The 19320-nt window shown below is 46.4% G+C and carries 17 protein-coding genes and 1 riboswitch; all 17 genes read left to right on the top strand.

Annotated features, from left to right (window positions below; all coding sequences use genetic code 11):
- The first annotated feature begins 40 nt into the window (after nucleotides 1–40).
- The 17 genes from ASG16_RS03410 to flgL all read left to right on the top strand — a co-directional run bounded on the left by ASG16_RS03410 (nucleotide 41) and on the right by flgL (nucleotide 19314).
- Nucleotides 41–1327: a glucose-6-phosphate isomerase gene (locus ASG16_RS03410; protein ID WP_056486983.1), complete on the top strand. Its 1287-nt coding sequence runs from the start codon at nucleotides 41–43 to the stop codon at nucleotides 1325–1327.
- Nucleotides 1328–1731: 404 nt separating this feature from the next.
- Nucleotides 1732–2679 (top strand): accessory Sec system S-layer assembly protein, encoded by a 948-nt coding sequence (locus tag ASG16_RS03405; protein WP_056486985.1) that lies wholly within the window; start codon nucleotides 1732–1734, stop codon nucleotides 2677–2679.
- A gap of 93 nt (nucleotides 2680–2772) precedes the next feature.
- The gene (locus tag ASG16_RS03400; protein ID WP_048035042.1) at nucleotides 2773–3735 is read left to right on the top strand and encodes an SLAP domain-containing protein; all 963 of its coding nucleotides are present in this window, start codon (nucleotides 2773–2775) and stop codon (nucleotides 3733–3735) included.
- Nucleotides 3736–3775: 40 nt separating this feature from the next.
- The gene (locus ASG16_RS03395) at nucleotides 3776–4771 is read left to right on the top strand and encodes an SLAP domain-containing protein (RefSeq protein WP_056486989.1); all 996 of its coding nucleotides are present in this window, start codon (nucleotides 3776–3778) and stop codon (nucleotides 4769–4771) included.
- A gap of 181 nt (nucleotides 4772–4952) precedes the next feature.
- Complete coding sequence (locus tag ASG16_RS03390) at nucleotides 4953–7529, top strand: S8 family peptidase (protein ID WP_056486992.1); 2577 nt, start codon at nucleotides 4953–4955, stop codon at nucleotides 7527–7529.
- Nucleotides 7530–7590: 61 nt separating this feature from the next.
- Nucleotides 7591–7692, top strand: a riboswitch (SAM riboswitch).
- A gap of 132 nt (nucleotides 7693–7824) precedes the next feature.
- The gene (gene metK / locus ASG16_RS03385) at nucleotides 7825–9030 is read left to right on the top strand and encodes a methionine adenosyltransferase (RefSeq protein WP_048035039.1); all 1206 of its coding nucleotides are present in this window, start codon (nucleotides 7825–7827) and stop codon (nucleotides 9028–9030) included.
- A 151-nt stretch (nucleotides 9031–9181) separates the two neighbouring features.
- Nucleotides 9182–10198: a polysaccharide deacetylase family protein gene (locus ASG16_RS03380; RefSeq protein WP_056486995.1), complete on the top strand. Its 1017-nt coding sequence runs from the start codon at nucleotides 9182–9184 to the stop codon at nucleotides 10196–10198.
- A complete protein-coding gene (locus tag ASG16_RS03375) occupies nucleotides 10195–11337 on the top strand; it encodes a sensor histidine kinase (RefSeq protein ID WP_048035037.1) in 1143 nt (380 codons plus the stop codon). The genes ASG16_RS03380 and ASG16_RS03375 overlap by 4 nt, the downstream gene beginning before the upstream one ends.
- Nucleotides 11338–11370: 33 nt before the next feature.
- The gene (locus ASG16_RS03370) at nucleotides 11371–12078 is read left to right on the top strand and encodes a response regulator (RefSeq protein ID WP_017252297.1); all 708 of its coding nucleotides are present in this window, start codon (nucleotides 11371–11373) and stop codon (nucleotides 12076–12078) included.
- Between the two features lie 70 nt (nucleotides 12079–12148).
- Entirely contained in the window at nucleotides 12149–12514 is a 366-nt protein-coding gene (locus tag ASG16_RS03365) for a glycosyltransferase family A protein (RefSeq protein ID WP_056486997.1), read from the top strand.
- A gap of 149 nt (nucleotides 12515–12663) precedes the next feature.
- Nucleotides 12664–14652: an ATP-dependent helicase ComFA gene (locus tag ASG16_RS03360; RefSeq protein ID WP_056487000.1), complete on the top strand. Its 1989-nt coding sequence runs from the start codon at nucleotides 12664–12666 to the stop codon at nucleotides 14650–14652.
- Nucleotides 14649–15428: a ComF family protein gene (locus ASG16_RS03355; RefSeq protein ID WP_056487003.1), complete on the top strand. Its 780-nt coding sequence runs from the start codon at nucleotides 14649–14651 to the stop codon at nucleotides 15426–15428. Before ASG16_RS03360 ends, ASG16_RS03355 begins: the two co-directional genes overlap by 4 nt.
- A gap of 87 nt (nucleotides 15429–15515) precedes the next feature.
- The gene (locus tag ASG16_RS03350) at nucleotides 15516–15944 is read left to right on the top strand and encodes a TIGR03826 family flagellar region protein (protein ID WP_056487007.1); all 429 of its coding nucleotides are present in this window, start codon (nucleotides 15516–15518) and stop codon (nucleotides 15942–15944) included.
- 110 nt (nucleotides 15945–16054) lie between these two features.
- Nucleotides 16055–16330: a flagellar biosynthesis anti-sigma factor FlgM gene (gene flgM, locus ASG16_RS03345; RefSeq protein WP_016742371.1), complete on the top strand. Its 276-nt coding sequence runs from the start codon at nucleotides 16055–16057 to the stop codon at nucleotides 16328–16330.
- Nucleotides 16331–16402: 72 nt separating this feature from the next.
- On the top strand, nucleotides 16403–16894 hold the full coding sequence (locus ASG16_RS03340; RefSeq protein WP_056487215.1) for a flagellar protein FlgN: 492 nt from the start codon (nucleotides 16403–16405) through the stop codon (nucleotides 16892–16894).
- A 12-nt stretch (nucleotides 16895–16906) separates the two neighbouring features.
- Nucleotides 16907–18394: a flagellar hook-associated protein FlgK gene (flgK, locus tag ASG16_RS03335; RefSeq protein ID WP_056487011.1), complete on the top strand. Its 1488-nt coding sequence runs from the start codon at nucleotides 16907–16909 to the stop codon at nucleotides 18392–18394.
- 17 nt (nucleotides 18395–18411) lie between these two features.
- Entirely contained in the window at nucleotides 18412–19314 is a 903-nt protein-coding gene (flgL, locus tag ASG16_RS03330; RefSeq protein WP_056487014.1) for a flagellar hook-associated protein FlgL, read from the top strand.
- Nucleotides 19315–19320 lie beyond the last annotated feature (6 nt).

The raw sequence follows: 19320 nt of genomic DNA, 5'->3' as shown, positions 1-19320 counted from the left end.
GAATATAGAGATCATAGACGATAGCTTGGAGGTTTTATAAATGGGACTATCTTTCAATTTTTCAAATGCGCTATCCTTTATCGATAAAAAAGAAGTTGACAATCTGAGTGAGCTCGTAAAAGAAGCGCATGATTTCCTTCATGAAAAGATGGGACCGGGTTCTGATTACCTCGGCTGGGTTGACTTGCCAAACAACTATGATCAAGCTGAGTTCGAACGAATCCAACGAGCGGCAGAACGCATCAGAAAAGATTCCCAGGCGTTTATCGTCATTGGAATCGGGGGATCGTATCTAGGAGCACGTGCAGCCATTGAGGCATTAACTCATTCCTTTTACAACCAGCTATCTGGTTCAACAGAGGTATATTTTGCAGGCCATAATATGAGTACCAGATACCTTACTCATCTCTTTGAAATACTAGACGGGAAAGATATCTCTATAAATGTCATCTCAAAATCGGGAACTACGCTAGAAACGGCACTAGCATTTCGAGTCTTTAAGGATTTCATAGAGAAGAAATACGGAAAAGAAAGTGCGAGAGAGCGCATTTACGTGACGACAGACAAATCCAGAGGAGCGCTCAAAAAGCTTGCAGAAGAAGAAGGCTATGAAACCTTTGTGATCCCTGATGATGTAGGTGGCAGGTATTCTGTTTTGACGGCAGTAGGGCTTTTGCCAATGGCCGTTGCGGGGCTTAATATAGAACGAATGATGGAAGGGGCAAGAGCAGCCTCTCATCACTATGACAATCCGGATTTATGGAGTAATGAGAGCTACCAGTATGCAGCCGTCCGGAATGTATTGTATCGAAAGGGTAAGAGCATTGAATTGCTGGTCAGTTATGAGCCGTCCCTACAGTATTTATCAGAGTGGTGGAAACAACTGTTTGGTGAAAGCGAAGGGAAAGAGCATAAAGCTCTATTTCCTGCCTCTGTTCAATTTTCTACTGACTTACATTCTATCGGGCAATATATACAAGATGGGAGACGGGATTTAATCGAAACCGTACTCTTTGTAAGTAATCACCAAGAGCATCTATTCATTGAATCTGACCCTGCAAATATAGATGGGTTAAACTACTTGGCGGGGAAAACATTTCATGATTTGAATCGGATATCCTTTCAAGGTGTGGTCCGCGCCCATGTCGATGGAGGAGTACCAAACCTGAGTATCGAGCTGGATGAAATGAACGAGTATACTTTCGGTGAATTAATTATCTTTTTTGAAAAGGCATGTGCTGTGAGTGGCTATTTGTTGGGGGTAAACCCATTTGATCAACCAGGCGTAGAAGAGTACAAAAAAAATATCAGAGCCTTACTCGTATAATGAAATAATGAATGAAGCGGAAAATCAGGGCAAAAGCCCTGGTTTTCTATTTTTTCAAGCATACAAAAAAAGAGCCAACTGAATGATTCAGCTGGCAAAAAGTAATTCCCCAAGTTATTTGTTTAGACTCCTATATTTTATCAATTACAAACAACAATGTAAACTTTATCTCGTTATGGAAATGAAATACATAAGGTGATTCTTCCATTCCTTGACATCATCTGCTCCATACGGGTATCCTAACATAACTACTATTACGAATGGCTTTGTTCTATGGTTGCAAAAACCGTTTATTTGCTGTTTGTAATGCCAAGTTTTCTATGTTGCAAAAGGATGTCACTATGCTATAGTGGATGACGAATGCAAACTGTATATAGATGTAGAGAAAAGTTGGGAGCGACGATATGTTATCCTTCTTGAAGAATTTAATGGGGAATAAACCAACGGCGAAAGAGGTTCAAGAGCAGGTTCAGGAGGAATCAATCTTGTCCGCTTCTGATACCGCACAGTCACATCAAGAAGAAAATCAGGTACAGGATGCATCTTCTGGCGTGATCACAACGCTCTCCCTGCATAAATCATGGGAAGATAAGCTTAGTCCACAGGAGAAGTATTCGCTCTCCTTTATGGCTCAAGAACTGACACCATTGCAGGCGGGGAATATCTCTCTGGCAGGTACTGCTCTTGTTCCGCATGATGAAGGTATTGAAGTGACAGCGTTCATCCGGAACAGTTCTGATGAACCTGTGCAGCTGAATGAGACGACACTGGTGGTACTGTTCGGTGATCAGGAGTTGTTTACCCGCCAGACGTTCGATATGAGCGAGATCGGGGAAATTCCACCACGTTCCGCTAGACCGTGGTCGTTTGTATTTGATAGAGAACACTTCCTGAAAGTGGATGTTCTTTTGGCAAATTGGAAAATTGCTTTTGAATTGGCGGAAAAGAAAATGGTTCTGCCACATCAGTTGGAGCTAGAGGAATCCTGGATCAAGGCGCTATCTGAAGAACAGAAAACTTACTTGATTCAGTTAGCCAAGAATCTTCCTGCATTAAAAGAGGGAGAGGTCAATATCCAGAGTGTACAGCTTGGTCGTTCGTCAGAAGGCGATCTTCATGTCATGCTTCTGATACGCAACGGCTCTGGGCAGTCCCTGTCCCTGGAAAAATTGCCGTTGGCGCTGTTTGATGCAAGTGGAGATAAAGTGGCGGAAGGCTTATTTGAACTGGATGGCCTGATTGTCCATGCAAATACCAGTAAGCCGTGGGTGTTTATTTTTCCGCCGGCAAGCTTCCAAAAGGAAGCGCCAGATTTGTCTCGTTGGAAAGTGAGTGTACCCCAAGGAGCTTGATTTTTCGAGAGGCCAATTTGCATGGGCTAGTCTAAAACGTTTATGATGATAAGAGAAGCTTCGTTCGTGCCCGGACGTGTGAGGAGGTATCATATGTTTTCCTTTATGAAGAATTTGTTAGGTAAAGATCAACAGAAGCGCTCCCTCGAGGATCTGAAAAAAGAGATTCAGGAAGAGTCGACAATTGATTTAGCTTCCATGACTAGCAACGAAGTCGAATTGGATAGCAATGGTGAACTGGAAAAGTCTGCTGCGAAGGCTGAGAAAATTCGAACTGAGTTATCCTTGAGCCCGATATGGGAAAGTGAGCTCGATTCGGAGAAAAAGTATACTCTCCGCTTTTTGCAAGCAGAGTTGCCTGAGATGGTACCAGGCATGATTAGCGTAACAGGCTTCAGTATGATTCCACAGCCAAACGGAATGACTGTCGCTATGTTTTTCCGCAACGCCACAAATAAACCTGTGCGTATTAAAAACGTAGGATTAGCGATTTATCTGGACGACAAGCCTTTTGCGCGGATCAGAGTGGATTTGTCAGATATGGAGGCTATTCCACCGCATTCTAGCCGTCCATGGGAGGTTTTGTTCCCGGAAGAAAGCTATTTGCATGACAATTTCACCTTTAGCCGTTGGAAAGTGGTAATGAAGGCCAGCAGAAGTACACATGTTTGGCCTCGTACACTGGAGCTTGATCCTGAAATGGAGAAGCGCATGACTGATCGTCAAAAGGATCGTCTGGAAGCTTTGACACAGTCTTTGCCGTTGGTTCCTATTAATACGGTGGAAGTAACGGGTTTTGACATCCGGAAAACCGAGGAAGGAAACCTGGTGGTAGCCATGCTTTTCCGAAATGGACTCAGCCATGATTACCGACCGGAAAAACTCAAATTGACGATTTCGGATTCGGATGGAGATGTAGTTGCGACAGGTTCTCTGGATGCAAGCACCATTCGGGTTAAGCCTGGAAACAGCCGTCCGTGGCTGATTGTATTCCCACCTAAATTTGTGAAAAAGCCTGATGCCGACCTGAAAAGATGGGCGCTTACTGTAGAGTAGAACGCACATTTTTTCAGGATGGGAAAGAGGAGGTTGCTATATGAGTTGGTTATTGGAAAATTGGTTTGGTTCCAAAGAGAGCTTGGAGCAAGTACGCGAAGATATTCATGAGAATCTTCATAGAGAGTTTTATTTGGGTGTATCTGGACTGGATAATCCGCAACAATCTGCGAACCGCGTGGACTCGAAGGAACTGTTTTTGGTGATGAACGGTCCTTGGGAAAATCAATTGGATGACGCTGAGCAGGAGCTATTGCAATACGCGCATGATGAAATGCCTCCAGTGGTTCGTAACGAAGTGGGTATCATTCCGTTTTTCACGCAGGTTACCAATGATGGTTATCTGGTTCTTACCTACATTCGCAATGCGACAGAGCGCAGCGTTTTGCTTCAAAAGCTCCCGTTGTCTTTGGTTACGGAGGACGGAGAAGAGGTCGCGAGAAAAACGTTTGACCTGGTTGCTTCGGGACCAGTAGGGGAGATGTCCAGTCGCCCGATGGAATTTATGTTCCGTTGGGATGAGTTCGACCGTATCCCTGAAAAAGAGATACCTCTGATGCTGACTTTTATCAAGCCTAAAAAGCACGGAGTAGAGGATAACCAAAATTATAATTGGGGTCTGAGTGCAAATGAGTCGGAGCAGTATTTGCAACAGGCTGAAGAGAAGAACCCGATTGTAGAGGGCGAAGTAGATTTGCAAGTCCTCGATATCAAGCCTGGTGAAGATAATGGTTTGAAAGTTATCGTTGCTTTCCGTAACGGATTAGGAAAACGTCTGGAGTTTACCGAAGTACCAATTATTGTTCATGATAAAGCGGGCGATACGGTAGCACGTGTACACTTCACGTTGGAAAACATGAAGGTGGAAGCGAATAGCCATCGCGTGTGGGCGTTCGATATTCCTTCCTCTTCCTTTAAAAAAGAAGCGGTAAATATTGCTGAACTGACTGCCTTTATTCCGAAAGCGCAACAACGAAAAAAAGAAAAAGCTCAGGTAGCACCTGAAGTAGAAGACAATAAAGGTTTGTTACAGTAAGGAGAAAAACCCTTTTTGCCGATGGTGAAAAGGGTTTTCTTCTGTGAAAACGTTCCAAATATTGGAGAATGAGGGTTGCGTGTCCCCCTTTTCATCCGCTATGCTAAAGACCAGATGACAAATACCTGAATTCCTTTTAGACTGCTACTTTTGCAGGGGAGAGAAGGAAGGACTGTTTTACATGAAAAGATCAGTGAACATGTCAGTGACTGTTACATTAATGGTCACGCTCATTATGGCAAACAACCAATCAGTCTTCGCAGCAGCACCTCCGGCATCCAATGACTACTATTTGACCAACCAGCTGCATCTCAGTCAAATTAAAGCAGATAAAGCTTGGCCAGCGGTAAATAGCAATGAGCAGATTATTATTGCTGTATTGGATTCTGGGGCAGATTATAAACACCCTGATTTAAAGGGCAATCTATTGCCAGGTGTGAATCTCGTCAATCCTGGGAAGTCAGCACAGGACGACAACGGGCACGGCACAGAAGTAGCCGGTGTTCTTGCTGCTAGTGGAAATAATAATATCGGTGTTTCAGGTGTTCTTTGGAATGCCAGGATTTTACCGATTAAAGTCTTGAATAGCAAGGCGTCATCGGATGTAGAGCTGATTGCGAAAGGCATCAATGTAGCTTTGGATCGTGGTGCTAAAGTCATTGTGATGTCCTTTAGTAGTATGGCTTACTCCAAATCGTTGGCAGCTGCTGTACAACGCGCGGAGAGAAGCGGAGCCGTTTTGGTTGCAGCAAGTGGTAATGAAAGTAGCCGTGTGGCGTATCCAGCCGCGTATCCAACAGTCGTAGCGGTAGGGGCTGTGAGAAGTAACAATGAAGTCTTGTCTCAGGCAAATACTGGGCCTGAATTGAATATGGTTGCTCCTGGGTTGAATGTATACACAACGAAGCTTGGGGGAAAATACGGCTCGTTTAGTGGTACTTCAGCAGCGGCACCGCAAGTAGCTGGTGCAGCTGCGCTCATTCTCGCTCGGCACCCTAATCTCAGTCCATTTGATGTGAGGCAATTGCTTTATCAAACGGCTACTGACTTGGGGGAGAAAGGATGGGATCGGAAGACTGGATACGGCTTGTTAGATGTCAACAAAGCAGTAAAAACGGCACTTTCTTACGACTTTTTAGAGCCGAATGATTCTTCTTCCAAAGCGAAGGCGTTTCCGATTGAGTCACAAATACGCGGCAATTTGGGTCCAAAAGATACCGTAGATTGGCTGAAGATGGACATCCCTTACGATGGAAAAGTAAGCTTTACGGCTACAGTGACTTCGGGTATTTCTTCAGCGATGGCCGCTACCTTTTACCCTGAGAATCGTCAACCGATTACACAGTACTTCGGGAATGGCGATACGATAACAGTTCCGGCCAAGGCAGGAAGAATGAACATCCGCTTGATGCGCAGTGGAGGCGTCAACAACGCTTTTACATACGTGTTGACGAGTAAATTTTCGATCAACCCTGACCGAAATGAACCGAACGATACACAAGAAACGGCCAGACCGCTCGTAGGGAACCAAATTAGTGTGACAGGCAATTTTCATGATGAAGGCGATCAGGATTGGTTCTCCTACTACGTTCGTGAGTACGGGCATTTAGATGTTTCTGTTAGCCCTGACAACAAGCGAGTGGATCTGTTGCTGGGTCTTGGTAAACAAGCGCCCGGTCAAAAATCAGTAGTCTGGGATCCTCTATACGATAATGGGACAAAGGACAATCCGACAGAGCGGGTCAGTAAAGAGGTGTCCCCGGGTAAATATTACATCCGTGTGAGCGAGTATTCGCGGAATGCAGTCAATGGCGAATACCAGCTGGATTTGGGGTACACGCCAGTTAAAAAGGATTTCAATGAGCCGAATGATACCTATCAAAAGGCGTCTCCGTTAAGCGGTGGGACAGTGATGTCAGGAACAATTCCGACAGCAACTGATTCCGACTGGTTCCAATTTACTGTGAATAGCGAATCATACGTGACATTCCGGGCGCCGTATATTCCTGTGGAGAGTGGCTTTCGTTTCGCACTTTACAGCGATCGAAACATGAACTACGCGCTTGCTTCGACGAATGAGGTAGCCGAGCTTTCCAATAGTGGGAATGACATTATCGGGTTGCGCTTACAGCCAGGCAAATACTATGTACGCCTCAATAGCGGTACTGCGTTCAAATATGAATCGTACCGACTCACGGTGACGCAGCAGAAATTGATAGCGGGCTATCGCGATATTTCCGACCACTGGGCGCGCTCAGAGATCGTCAGACTTAGCTCTCGCGATATTGTAAATGGATTTAATGATGCGTCGTTCAAGCCAAATCAGGCAGTGACCCGTGCAGAGTTTGCGACGATGCTGCTTAAGTCGATGCGTGCGACCGGTTCCAAGGTAGCGACTACCTACACGGGAAAAACGACCTTCCGGGATATGCCAAAGCGGCACTGGGCGTATCACAACTTAGGTGTAGCCTATCAGTTAGGAATTTTGAAAGGGTACCCGAAGAGTGAAATGAAGCCGGATCAGCCGATATCGCGTGCAGAGATGGCAGTAATGATCGCGCGGGCACGTAATGTTTTGATGTATAACCGTGGTACCTCGAAATATCAGGATGTGCCAGCGAGTCATTGGGCTTCTCCTGCCATTGAAGCTTTGACATCTAGAAACTGGCTCAGTGGGTACGGATCTTCTTTTAAACCGAACGGAAGGGCAACGCGCGCCGAGGTAGTGGTGGTACTTTCCAAAGCCTATCAATTATAAGTAAAATTATTCCTATTGACATCTCTGAAAAAAACAATTATTCTATTATCCGTAATGGATACTCTTATCCAGAGCAGGCGGAGGGACTGGCCCTATGAAGCCCGGCAACCGATCTAGAGCGGTGCTAACCAGCAGAACGGACATCTGTTCTGGCCGATAAGAGGATGAAGGAAGCAAAAAACGCTCAAACCTTTTCCTCCTAAAAATGGAAAAGGTTTTTTATTTGCGTTTACGTAGATAAAATCCTGACTCGGCTACCACACTATTTGTATGAGGTCAAAGGAGGTATTTTCTCATGGCTTTGCAAAAAGGTCGTCGTCTGTTTACATCCGAATCTGTAACTGAAGGACATCCGGATAAAATTTGTGACCAAATTTCCGACTCCATCTTGGATGCAATCCTGTCCAAGGATCCAAACGCTCGCGTAGCTTGCGAAACTTCCGTAACTACTGGTTTGGTTCTCGTAGCAGGTGAAATCACTACAAACACTTATGTGGATATCCAAAAGCTCGTTCGTGAAACCATTCGTGAAATCGGTTATGACCGTGCGAAATTCGGTTTTGACGCTGATACTTGCGGTGTTATTACTGCAATTGGCGAGCAGTCCGCTGACATTGCACTTGGTGTAGACCAAGCATTGGAAGCACGCGAAGGCCAAATGACTGACGCTGAGATTGAAGCAATTGGTGCTGGTGACCAAGGTTTGATGTTTGGTTTTGCTTGCAATGAAACACCTGAACTGATGCCACTTCCGATCAGCATGTCCCACCAACTGGCTCGTCGTCTGACTGAAGTACGTAAAAACGGAACACTTGCTTACCTCCGTCCTGACGGAAAAACACAAGTAACTGTTGAGTACGATGGCGACAAACCAGTTCGTATCGATACAATCGTTATTTCTACCCAACATGCTCCTGAAACAACTCTGGAGCAAATCAAGCAAGATCTGGTTGAACACGTAATCAAACCAGTTGTTCCAGCAGAACTGTTGGACGCTGAAACCAAATACTTCATCAACCCAACTGGCCGTTTCGTTATTGGCGGACCACAAGGGGATGCTGGCTTGACTGGCCGCAAAATCATCGTAGATACTTACGGCGGTTATGCTCGTCATGGCGGCGGTGCGTTCTCCGGTAAAGATCCGACAAAAGTTGACCGTTCCGGTGCTTACGCTGCTCGTTATGTAGCGAAAAACATCGTGGCTGCTGGCCTCGCAGACAAATGCGAAGTACAAGTTGCTTACGCGATTGGTGTAGCTCAACCAGTTTCCATCGCAGTAGATACATTCGGTACAGGTACCATTTCCGAAGAAGCTCTGGTGAAATTGGTTCGCAAACACTTCGACCTGCGTCCTGCTGGTATCATCAAGCAGCTCGACCTGCGTCGTCCTATCTACAAACAAACAGCTGCATATGGCCACTTCGGACGCAATGACCTGAATGTTCCTTGGGAGCAAACAGACAAAGCAGAAGTTCTGAAGCAAGAGGCTGCTCAACTGTAATATTGCTGAATGACATAAAAAGAGCCTGGTATTGCTACTGGGCTCTTTTTCGTTTTAGGAGCAAAGTCATCCAATTATTGGGTCAATTGTTGCACAGGAATTTGTAGGACTGTGTCGAATCTCCTAGTGAGGAAGTAGAGGAGGGGTTTTTTTGCCGAACAGAAGGCTCTTCCTGATCGTGTTTCTTACTTTTTTGTTTTTTGCAGTGGCTATTGGGTTGTTAGGCGAATCTTTTCTGGAAAAAAAGAATAAACAAGAAGTGCAACCTTTTCCCCAAGTGGATACGTCTATAAGCATAAGTGAGACAAAAAATGCTGAGCCAAACGTCACACCAATTGAAGAAGCAGCGGTTCAAACGAAAAAGTGGTATAACAATCAGGTTGTGGTTTTGACGTACCATCATGTTACGGATCAATCGAATCAGCGGTATGTCATAGCTCCTGATCAATTTGCCCGACACATGAAATTTTTGCATGATAACGACCTGAAACCGATTTCGTTGGATGAGTTCCTGCGATTTATGGAGACGGGTACCTTACCGACTGAGAATGCTGTTTTAATTACGTTTGACGATGGGTATGAGAGTTATTACAAAGAAGCATTTCCGATCTTACGTACATACGGCTACCCTTCAGTGAACTTCGCAATTGCGGGGCGCTTAAGAGATGTAGCCGACCGAAAACGGGAGAATATGACGCCACCACTTACGCGTCAACAGGTTAACGAAATGATTCATACGGGACTGGTTACGATCGGGTCCCACACGTACAGTCTGCATGAAGAGGAAGAACGAAATGAGTGGGGCGATCTTGGTCCAGAAACAGCTCCGGTCTATCTAAAAGACTTGCAGCGTTTAGAGGACGAGAAAGAGTACAGGGACCGCCTCTATGTGGATTTCAGTATATCTCGCGTCAGCTTAAGCGAATGGATGAAGCAAGAAATCGAAGTCATCTCGTTGCCGTTTGGATTCACAAGTCCAATCGTACTGGAGACAGCACGTCAAGCTGGCTACCGCTATGTGTTTACATCCAATCGTGGATTCGTAAAACAGGGAACAGATCCGTTTGCCATTCCACGCAATGACATGGGACTGCGAGATGTAGAAGAAGAGCACCTCCAACAGTTGTTCACGAAGGCTAAAAATGAGTTTGAAGGAGAGCAATCATGAACAAAGCGATAGACATCAGCGTGCTGGACGGGGTGATCAAACGAACGATTGAAACCGTAGAAACGAGTAAAACCCAAATATTTGATATAGCAGAAAACGCCAGACAGCATGGCAACTCACTGAAGTTCGATTTACATGAACTTCGACAAGAGATTTCCAAAGTGATTCAAAAAGTCGATGCGCTTGAACTCGCGTATCGCAAATCGCGCAACAAGCTCGTGTTGGTCAGTCGTAATTTTCATATGTACACGGAGGAAGATATCCGGGTTGCGTATGAAGAGGCGAGCCGTATTCAGGTAGAACTGTCCATTTACCGCGAGCGGGAAAACAATTTGAAGCGCAGAAGAAATGATTTGGAGCGTCAACTGCGTACTTTGGAAGAAACCATCGTCCGTGCAGAAAAGCTGGTTTCTCAAATGGGCGTCGTGCTTGGTTACTTGACGGGTGACTTGAGCAAGATAGGCGAGGCGCTGGAATCGGCTAAGCAGCATCAGTTGATGGGCCTAAAGGTAATCCAGGCTCAGGAAGAAGAACGCAAGCGTGTCGCGCGCGAAATTCACGACGGTCCAGCTCAATCGATGGCGAATGTCGTGTTGCGCTCGGAAATTGTAGAACGAATGTTGAAAAATGAGCGCATTTTAGAAGCACAAATGGAACTTCACGAGCTGAAGGAAATGGTACGCTTGAGCTTGGCGGATGTTCGACGTATTATTTTTGATTTGCGTCCAATGGCATTAGATGACTTAGGGCTAGTACCTACCTTGCAAAAATATATTCAAACGTGCGAAGAGCGTATTCAGTCTTCCATCGATCTGGTAGTATTTGGTGTGGAGCCTCCTTTGCGAAGTTCAGTAAAGGCTGCGATCTTCCGTTTGGTTCAGGAATGTCTGAACAATGTGGAGAAGCACGCAGGCGCTACGACCGTACAAGTGAAGCTGGAATTTGTACAAGATTCGTTAAGCCTTGTCGTCAAAGACGATGGGGTCGGATTCGATCTGGAAAAACGCATGGCGAATGGCAACTCTTTTGGACTCTTGGGAATGCGTGAGCGTGTACAGCTCTTAGAAGGCAGTGTCGAGCTGCAATCCACTCCGGGAGAGGGAACCAAGGTTATATTCCAAATACCGATAAAATTGTGACATGATACGTAAATAAGTACTGGGGGATGAACCATGGATAAGAGACAGCAAGAACTCCGCATTGTGATTGTGGATGACCATCAATTATTTCGTGAAGGCGTAAAGCGAATATTGGAAATGGAAGAAGATTTCAAGGTCGTCGGGGAAGGTGCGGACGGAGGAGAAGCCACAGTATTGGCGGAAGAGCACAAGCCGGATGTCTTGTTGATGGATATTAATATGCCAAACATAAATGGCGTTTCTGCTGCAGAAAATGTGATTTCTGTAAGCCCTTCTACGCGTGTGATTATGCTCTCGATTCATGATGATGAGGGGTATGTGTATCGTACACTCCGCGCTGGAGCGTCGGGCTACTTGCTAAAGGAAATGGGAACGACAGACCTCGTTGACGCTGTGCGTGTAGTAGCGAGTGGTGGTGCGTACATACATCCAAAGGTGACGGGCAAGCTGATTGAAGAATTCCGTCGTCTGAGCGAGCAGGAAGGGACGGCAGAGCGTAGCTTCTCTGTAGATGAATCGCAAGCCATCGATCCAAAAGTGATCGAATCGCTTACCCGTCGCGAGCGGGAAGTATTGCAACTGATGGCAGAAGGAAAAAGCAATCGTGCCATTGGGGAGTTCTTGTTTATTAGTGAAAAGACGGTTAAAAATCACGTTAGCAGCATTTTGCAAAAGCTCAATGTTCAAGACCGAACACAAGCTGTTGTCATCTCCATTAAAAACGGCTGGGTGAAACTGTAGGAAGCGCTTCCTATTTGCACTCTGTTCAAGCCGTGCGGCATACCTTGGTATAGGAGGAGGTATGACCGTGATGGAAGAGCTGATTGTATGGCTTTTGGCAGCATTTGGCTGCTCCTCTTTGTTGGTAATGATCGCGGAGCGCTGGACTAATCGAACGGATAGCGCGAGCGAGCTCCCGCATGAGCATTATCGATTGCTGGTGCGCAATTCGGAACAGGTGCTGGAACGTGTGGTACGGAGTCTGCTGTTTCGCTCGTATTGGAGTGGCAGACCTATCCGAATTACCTTGATAGATGATGGATCAGACGATGATACGAAACAGATGACAGCCGTCTTGAATCGTTATCCGTACGGACATTGTTTGGGAGACGGACAGGAGGAGATGACGGCTGGAACCATCGTCATTGATCTGCGGGAGACAAAAGAGGGAGCATAAAAGTTTGTTGAGTGTAAATATTACGAGCTGTCGACAATAGATCGGCGGCTTTTTTATTTTTCTACGACCTGATTTTGGTTCCGAAATTTATTTGCCGGACCTGTCTGTCTTTTTGCACACTAAGGGCAAGAGGGCGGGGGAGTGAGCGTATGCGTGAGTATTTGCTGTATATCAAGGCTTGCGGCGGATCAACACCACAGGTGCAGACTTATGTTACGCCGAGCTTTTCTGTAGATCGTTCTTTTTGGCAGGAGAGAGAAGGGTGTGTCCTGCATGTCATCGGAAAGACGTCTTCGCTTGCTCTGGCTTTTTCCTTGCGTGCGAAGGTGAACGGGTATGTGATGGAACAAGTCGGTAAAGGACGGATGCTGACTGATGGATATGTAAAAGAGTTAAGAGCGCTGGCGGTAAGTAGCGTGTGCGAAGCGAGCAACTTATATGGACGGGAAGCAGTGAGTGTACAGGACCGCCGGGAGCAGGGGTGGTTTTCTTGGGAGTCGGTTGAGGAGAGTGTGGAAGTCTCGTATCGAGGTAGTAAAGGATCGGGGAAATTGCCGGGTGCTCAGTTGGGCTTTTTGGGTGGTCGCGAACTTTTTCGAAGGAGCTCATCGGTCGAGAAACCACAAGAAACTGTTTTGAGCGAGATTTTAGACGGGCGTGCGCTCCTTTGGGATGAAGTGGAGTCCTTGCTGAAAAAGCGAGGGGTGGACGTGCATGATTTGTCAGCCATTTTGCATTCATTCGTGCTCGCAAATAAAGCGGAGTGGCGACCTGGCATTCGGTTTGCGGTTACAAAAGGATGGTGGCGCAATCGGCTGGAGTTGGTCTGTGAACGCTGCGGAAGTGCAGGGGCAAAGGTGGAGTTTACTTATTGTCATACATGTGAGCAAGGCTGCGCTTATTGCACAGCTTGTTTAGGGATGGGCAGGAGTAAGTGTTGTACACCGTATTTTTTAATGGATGTAGGGGCATCCCCTATCCGTAGCGCAGATCACATACAGAACGTGGCGAGATTGGAATGGGCGGGGAAGTATTCAGCAGATCAATCGCGGGCAGCTGAGCGAGCGCGTTGCTTTGTAGCCAATCCGAGGCCAGGGCTGTCGGAGTTTTTGATCTGGGCAGTTTGTGGAGCGGGCAAAACAGAGTTGTTATTCCCTTCTGTTACAGAGGCACTTGCTGCCGGCGGTCGCGTTTTGATTGCGACACCTCGAAAAGACGTCGTGTTGGAGCTGGCTCCTCGGATTCAGCGAGTCTTTCCTGGGGCTAAAGTGATAGCCGTCCACGGTTCGAGCGCGGAGAAGTGGGAAGAGAGTGACATCACGATTGCGACCACGCATCAGGTCATGCGCTTTCATCAGCGCTTTTTGCTGGTCGTTCTCGACGAGGCTGACGCGTTCCCTTATCATAATGATCCTATTTTGTATCGCGCTCTATCCAGAGCGGTGAAAAAGAATGGGAAGCTCCTCTATTTAAGCGCGACACCTCCAGGATATTTGCAAAAGCGGCTCGTTAGAAAAGGGCGCTCATTCCTAGGCTTCTCTGGCGCGATACCGCTATTCTCTGATACGCATGTTCTGTTGCCTGGGCGCTATCATGGTGCTGCGCTTCCTGTCCCCAAGATTCTCACGGTACAAGGCTTACATAAGCGTGTTCAGACGAATCGATTCGTGGCACCGTTTATAGAAGCGGTGAGTACTTCTCTGAATGAATGCCGACAAGCTTTTGTGTTTGTCCCGCGAGTTGATGAAATTGACAAGGTGCTATCGTACCTTCAAAAGTGGCTTCCTGCTCACGCGGGGGAGATGGCCGGTGTTCATGCGGCAGATCCTATGCGGGAGGAGAAGGTACTTGCATTTCGAGAAAAGCGTTATACCGTCATGGTGACGACTACGATTCTGGAGCGGGGTGTGACCATACCGAAGAGTGATGTAGTAGTGGTAGGCGCGGAGGCGCCTGTATTTGACGAGGCGTCATTGGTGCAGATAGCAGGACGAGTAGGACGATCCGTTGATGATACGACGGGTAGTGTTTTATTTTTGCAAGCAGAACGCGCTACTTCTCCAAAGCGGGCCGTCAGACAGATTTCACAGATGAACAGCTTGGCTCAAAAGCTCACGGAACAAAGAGGCCTTTCATGATCATTGGGATGTGTGTACGTTGTGGTGGACATATTGCAGCTCTCCAAAAGGAAACGGTCGTTCGTGAAAAGGCCCGACAGCTATCCGATCAGGCGAGCTATCCAGTCATCTACCGGATGTTAAAAGGGCTTATGTTGTGTGGAGCTTGCCTTGATGCTTTACCTGTGATTGGGCATGATATTTGCCAGCGGTGCGGGCGGGATAAGGAGATTCAGGCTAGTATCGGCAACGAAGGGCTATGTAGGGATTGTGTTTATGGAGAAGATGAGCAGATATTGGTGGCAAATCGAAGCTTGCTTCGCTATGAAAAAGGGGAGAAGGATTTGCTCGGATTGTTTAAATACCGCGGTGACGAGCGGCTAGCTTTATACTACGGTACGCTTCTTGCCATTACGGTTCAGCGTTATTACAGGTCCATGAGTTTTACCTGTATCACGACGGTTCCTTTACATCCGCAACGTTTGCGGGAACGCGGCTTTAATCAGGTGGATCTGCTGGCCCGCCATTTAGGAGCAGCGATCAAGATTCCCGTGAGACCATTGCTACGTCGAGCGAAGGACACCCCGAAGCTAAGCAAACAGAGAGGGCGAGCAGCACGTCACGAAAGTATGCGCGAAGCTTTTGTATGGGATAGCGAGGATATGACCTCTGCTACTAAAATCCTGCTCCTGGACGATATTTATACCACTGGTTCGACGTTGCGTTCGTGCGCGAGGACAATCAGAGAACATTTGGGGCCAAGCTGTGAAATATATTCCTTGACAATATACCGATAGCCAGTTTGGAAAAATTAAGCTATTATGTAGGCATACAACGGATATGGAACCGTATGAACTTTCTGAACGGAAAAGGGGTTGTCCGATATGTCTATGGGCAAGTTGGCAAACTGCTCGCGGTGTGATGCTGTATTTGTACAAGCAGTCCGTGACATTTGCCCCAAATGTCATAAAGAAGTGGAACAAGAATATGAAGCATGCGCCCAGTTTTTGCGTAAGCGCGAAAATCGCGGATCGAATATTCACCAAGTAAGCGAAGCCACTGGTGTGAGCGTGAAGCAAATCACGAAATTTATCAAAGAAGGGCGCATTTCGGTTGCCGGAAGTCCCAACCTTGGCTATCCATGTGAGCGTTGCGGTTTTTTGATTCGAGCAGGCAACATTTGCGAATCTTGTCTAAAAGGCTTGAAGCACGAAATCACGCAACAACTCGAGGTAGAGCAACGATTGGAGGATCTCCAACGCGCCGATCTGGCTCAGGCAGCTTATCGAAGAAAGCAGAATAGTGACGAATAGTTTTGTGCAAAAAAACTAATCGTACATGATGAAATTGCCGATGATACTACTAAGAGGTGTCATCGGTTTTTTCTATGAAAAGACCGTTGGTATGAGAGGATGGTAATCAGATGCGGATTAATGAACCTAACCGTGTCGGGATGATCAATGCTTACAACAAGACAGGTAACAACCAGGTAGGCAAAAGCGGTAAAATCCCGATGGGCAAGGATGAAGTGAACATTTCCACAGAAGCGCTGGAAATGCAAAAGCAAGTAGAGGATGTCAACTCTCCACAACGTCGGGAAAAAGTGGAGCAGTTGAAGAAGCAAGTGGAGGAAGGAAAATATCACGTCTCAAGTGAGCGAATCGCTGATAAGCTCCTGTCCTTTTGGAAAAAGCTGTAACACAGATCTAAAGAGGGCTTTTTGAACAGCCTCTTTAAATAGTTTTCGATGGAAGATGAGGAGAAGCAAGGAATGAACAGACTCTACGATCTGCTCGACAACTTGATCCAGTTGCACAAAGCCTTGTACACCTTAGCCATGCACAAAAAAGAGGTGCTGGTAAAAGGGAATGTGGATGAACTGGTAGCCATTACGCGCCAGGAGCAAAAACTGATCAAGGGCATCACGGAAGCAGAAGCAGCCCGCCAGCAAGTCGTAAAAGAACTGACAGCACAGAAGGGCTTTGCGCTGCAAGAAGGCACACTGGCTGAATTGATCAAGTTGACGACCAGTGCGGAAGAGAAGATGCGACTCACTTCCTGTCGTAATGAGCTAAGCCGGATTGTGAACGAACTGCGCGATGCTAACGACCTGAATCAGCAGTTACTGGAGCAATCCCTTTCTTTTGTAAACATGACGCTCGACCTGATCACGGATACGCCCGAGGACGACTTCATCTACGGAAGACCGACCTCGGATACGTATCGTCAGGCTAATCGAACTTTTTTCAATAAAAAAGCGTAAAGAGGTGTCGAAATGCGCTCTACTTTTCATGGAATTGAAGTCAGCAAACGCGGCTTGTTCGCTCAACAGTCCGCGCTAAATACAACGGGACACAATATCTCCAATGCGAATACGGAAGGCTACAGTCGCCAGCGCGTGAATATGCAGGCTACGACTGGTTTGCCTTATGTGGGGATGCAAGCGAGTATCGAGCCGGGTTTGCTCGGGACAGGTGTGCAAGCAACTAGTATTCAGCGTTTGCGGGAAGAGTTTTTGGATATTCAGTTTCGGAATGAGCACAAGCGTCAAGGTCTCTGGGATGCTCGTCTGGAAACCCTGGAGAAATTGGAAGGGATCATGAATGAACCTTCCGATACTGGCTTGCAAAAAGTTATGGACCAGATGTGGCAAGCTTGGCAGGATCTTGCAAAGGACCCGACAGATACGTCGGCCCGTGCAGTTGTTCGGGAACGCAGTAAGGCAGTAGCGGATACATTCAATACGTTAACCAATCATATCAAGGAAGTACAAACCGATCTGAACAACGTGATCAATGTAAAAGCGATGGAGATTAACTCCTTGGGTCAACAAATTGCCAATTTGAACAATCAAATTTCAAACGTTGTTCCACATGGATATGAGCCAAACGACTTGTATGATCAGCGTGATGTTCTTTTAGACAAGCTCTCTAAACTGGTTGAGATCCGCGCAACGCAAACGACAGCAGGAATGGTCAATGTAACGATTGAAGGTCGTGATTTTGTTACAGGAATTACATCGCAGCCTGTAGCTACTGTACAAAATCCAGCTACAGGCTTGAGTGACATGACGCTTGGTGGAGCTGCATTTGTGCCGACAACCGGCTATATGGCAGGAACATTCCAATCGCGTGATCAGATCGTGCCGAACATGCTGAAACGCTTGGATGTTTTGGCCGTGAATCTTACCAAGGAAATTAACGACCTGCATCGTGCAGGACGAAGCTTGAGTGACATTAATAATGGCACTGTACAAGATCTCCCATTTTTTGTGGATGCAAACTCTCTTGCAACGAACCCAGCTTCCAAAAATTATCCGACAAGCGCATCCAGCCTGGTTGTTAACCCGGAGATCATGAAGAGCTTGGATGCCATCGCGGCCGCACAAGAAGAAGCAGGAGGCACTCCTGTAGGGAATAATAAGAGTGCACTTGCTATCGCATCGATCAAATTTAAAGTTTTGACTGCAGGTGCGGGTCCTAATGATTTGGCAGAAAGCTCTACGTTGGATAACTATTATCGCTATACGATCAGCCAATTGGGTGTCGACGCCCAGGAAGCCAAACGTAACCAGTTGAACTCTGAAATGCTCGTTGGAACCGTTGACAGTCAACGTCAATCGGTATCTGGTGTATCAATCGATGACGAGATGGCGGAAATGGTGAAATATCAGCATGCATACAGTGCATCTGCACGTGTCATGACAAGCATGGACGAAATTTTGGATAAAGTAATCAATGGCATGGGCCGGGTTGGTATCTAATTAGGAGGGGATAGATTATGGCGGTACGTGTAACGCAGAACATGCTGAATAGTAATATGCTGCGGAATTTGCACAATTCCATGCGTAACATGGATAAGCTGCAACAACAGCTTTCATCGGGGAGCAAAATTGAAAGACCATCCGATGATCCAGTAGTTGCTGCACGGGGTATGTTTTATCGGTCCTCATTGATGGAGAATGATCAATACAGCCGAAATGTGGATGAAGCTCAGTCTTGGATGGATATGACTGATGCTACGATGGATGAAGTAGGAAACGTATTAAAACGAATAAAAGAGCTTCTGGTATATTCCGGGGATGGGGCAGTTTCACCCGATGATTTAAAGGCGATGTCATCAGAGGTTAAACAATTGAAAAATCACTTGGGGACCTTGGCTAACCAACAAATAAATGGGAAGTACATCTTTGCGGGTACGGATACCAACAAGCCTCCATACGACATGACAGCAAACGGTGGCAAGGGTGATTTTGTAAACACAAATAGTTCTCCTATTAATTTAGAGGTAAGTCAAAATGTATTCGTTACATCCAATATTAACGCTCAAAATATATTTAACTTCCCGAATAACGGTAGTAATATGTTCAAAGTCTTGGATAATATTATTACAGAGCTAGACAGTGGTAAAAGTGCAACGCAATTTCAGGAAGCAATTGGGCAGCAATTTGATAAGCTCTTGGCAGAGCGGGCTTCGCTAGGTGCAAATGTCAATCGCGTTGAGCTGATTGCAGAGCGATTAAAGTCCCAAGAAGTAAGCATTACTGGACTCATGTCCAAAAATGAAGATGCAAATATGGCGGAAGTAATGACGGACCTGAAGACGCAAGAAAGTGTTCATCAAGCTGCACTCGGGTCCGGGGCGCGAATTATACAGCCTACACTTCTAGACTTCCTCCGTTAATGATAA

Origin of the sequence: Brevibacillus sp. Leaf182 (assembly GCF_001423865.2) — a bacterium.
In the GTDB taxonomy this organism is placed as follows: domain Bacteria; phylum Bacillota; class Bacilli; order Brevibacillales; family Brevibacillaceae; genus Brevibacillus; species Brevibacillus brevis_C.
This window is presented reverse-complemented; position numbering and strand designations above follow the sequence as displayed.

Coding starts and splice junctions, on each gene's coding strand:
- ASG16_RS03375 (WP_048035037.1), top strand. CDS start 10,195: ATGAACAAAGCGATAGACATCAGCGTGCTGGACGGGGTGATCAAACGA.
- ASG16_RS03370 (WP_017252297.1), top strand. CDS start 11,371: ATGGATAAGAGACAGCAAGAACTCCGCATTGTGATTGTGGATGACCAT.
- ASG16_RS03410 (WP_056486983.1), top strand. CDS start 41: ATGGGACTATCTTTCAATTTTTCAAATGCGCTATCCTTTATCGATAAA.
- flgL (WP_056487014.1), top strand. CDS start 18,412: ATGGCGGTACGTGTAACGCAGAACATGCTGAATAGTAATATGCTGCGG.
- metK (WP_048035039.1), top strand. CDS start 7,825: ATGGCTTTGCAAAAAGGTCGTCGTCTGTTTACATCCGAATCTGTAACT.
- ASG16_RS03395 (WP_056486989.1), top strand. CDS start 3,776: ATGAGTTGGTTATTGGAAAATTGGTTTGGTTCCAAAGAGAGCTTGGAG.
- flgM (WP_016742371.1), top strand. CDS start 16,055: ATGCGGATTAATGAACCTAACCGTGTCGGGATGATCAATGCTTACAAC.
- ASG16_RS03355 (WP_056487003.1), top strand. CDS start 14,649: ATGATCATTGGGATGTGTGTACGTTGTGGTGGACATATTGCAGCTCTC.
- ASG16_RS03350 (WP_056487007.1), top strand. CDS start 15,516: ATGTCTATGGGCAAGTTGGCAAACTGCTCGCGGTGTGATGCTGTATTT.
- flgK (WP_056487011.1), top strand. CDS start 16,907: ATGCGCTCTACTTTTCATGGAATTGAAGTCAGCAAACGCGGCTTGTTC.
- ASG16_RS03360 (WP_056487000.1), top strand. CDS start 12,664: ATGCGTGAGTATTTGCTGTATATCAAGGCTTGCGGCGGATCAACACCA.
- ASG16_RS03340 (WP_056487215.1), top strand. CDS start 16,403: ATGAACAGACTCTACGATCTGCTCGACAACTTGATCCAGTTGCACAAA.
- ASG16_RS03405 (WP_056486985.1), top strand. CDS start 1,732: ATGTTATCCTTCTTGAAGAATTTAATGGGGAATAAACCAACGGCGAAA.
- ASG16_RS03390 (WP_056486992.1), top strand. CDS start 4,953: ATGAAAAGATCAGTGAACATGTCAGTGACTGTTACATTAATGGTCACG.
- ASG16_RS03365 (WP_056486997.1), top strand. CDS start 12,149: ATGGAAGAGCTGATTGTATGGCTTTTGGCAGCATTTGGCTGCTCCTCT.
- ASG16_RS03400 (WP_048035042.1), top strand. CDS start 2,773: ATGTTTTCCTTTATGAAGAATTTGTTAGGTAAAGATCAACAGAAGCGC.